The organism is Mesorhizobium sp. M7A.F.Ca.US.011.01.1.1 (genome assembly GCF_003998295.1).
In the GTDB taxonomy this organism is placed as follows: domain Bacteria; phylum Pseudomonadota; class Alphaproteobacteria; order Rhizobiales; family Rhizobiaceae; genus Mesorhizobium.
Genome location: NZ_RZRT01000180.1, coordinates 1 through 1,177, shown reverse-complemented (window position 1 = coordinate 1,177; position 1,177 = coordinate 1). Strand labels below are relative to the sequence as shown.

Genomic DNA, 1,177 nt, shown 5'->3' with positions numbered 1-1,177 from the left:
TTGCGGGCGGCTGGCAATTGCGCACCCGTCCCGCCTATGCCGACGCCATCAACGCTTCGATGGCCCTGCCGAACCGACGTATCGACTTCACCCGGACCGAACTCCTGGTCCTGGTGTCCATCGCCTATCATCAACCGATCACTCGCGCCGGGGTCGACGCCGGCTCGGGTGCGACCGAAGAAGCGGCTCGGACGCGCCTCAAGGCCAACTACCTCTACGCCGCTGGCAAGATCACGAACGCCGAATGGTTCAAGACAACTTCGAGCTAGCGTCCACGACACCAAGCCAATACAGGTGGCGAGACAGATCACTTCTCGGAAGAGCCAGGTGCTGCTGGTTCAAACGGGTCGCATGAGGAGCGATGATCGGCATGGATAGTTCCGAGGCGCTATTACGCCCGCTAGCTGCCGCTCATCGCCTAGGCATCACGTCGGAGTTGCTCTTTCAGTACACGAAGCCTGGCTTTGCCAAGGCAAGCAGGCTTAGGGCGCTGTCGACGGTAGAGGGATCGGGAGCGACGCTTTTTTCTACCAAGGAACTGGATACATTTGATGCGCTTCTCGCCGGGGCATGGCGGCCGCGGGGCGCTGATCGGCCGCCCATCCCTAAGGCCGTTCTTGATCACCTTCGGGCGGAGTCGCTTAACCAATGTGCGCGGTGTGGAAGTGGGATCGGAGTCGATACCGCTCACATCCGGCCTTGGGCTGAAAGTCGATCGCACCACCATGCGAACCTCATTCGCTTGTGCTCTCAATGCCATCGCGAGCACGACGCTCAGCACAGCCTGTCCACTGAAGAGCTGATTTCACTCAAAGCCCGACTCATCGATCGCACCCGCGCCAATCTCATGGCGCGCATGCAGCCGACGAAGGATCTTGCCCACCTACCTCGTCCAGCAAGCAATTTTGCGGGCCGTGACCGGGAGCTGCTAGAATTGGTCGACGCTTTGCGTTCAGGACGTTCGGCAGTCATTACTGGTGTTGGCGGTATCGGAAAGACGGAGCTGCTCGTTCAGGCGCTCAGACAATCGCAGATCGGACGTCCGGTCTTCTGGATCGACGTGGAACAGTATCGCAAGACGGCCGACATCCTGGCCGCCCTTCAGGCGGCTTTAGCACACGATGGTGTCGCCTGCCCGGAATCCGCCGTGCCAGCTCGCCTAGACTCCGTTCAAGCA

Annotated in this window: 2 protein-coding genes; both read left to right on the top strand. The window is 60.5% G+C overall.

The window, feature by feature from the left end:
- Window positions 1-269 (top strand): SMC-Scp complex subunit ScpB (locus EOA13_RS37175; RefSeq protein WP_206535378.1); only part of this gene is annotated, 269 nt, incomplete at its 5' end.
- A gap of 92 nt (window positions 270-361) precedes the next feature.
- Window positions 362-1,177 (top strand): HNH endonuclease (locus EOA13_RS37170; protein ID WP_206535377.1); only part of this gene is annotated, 816 nt, incomplete at its 3' end.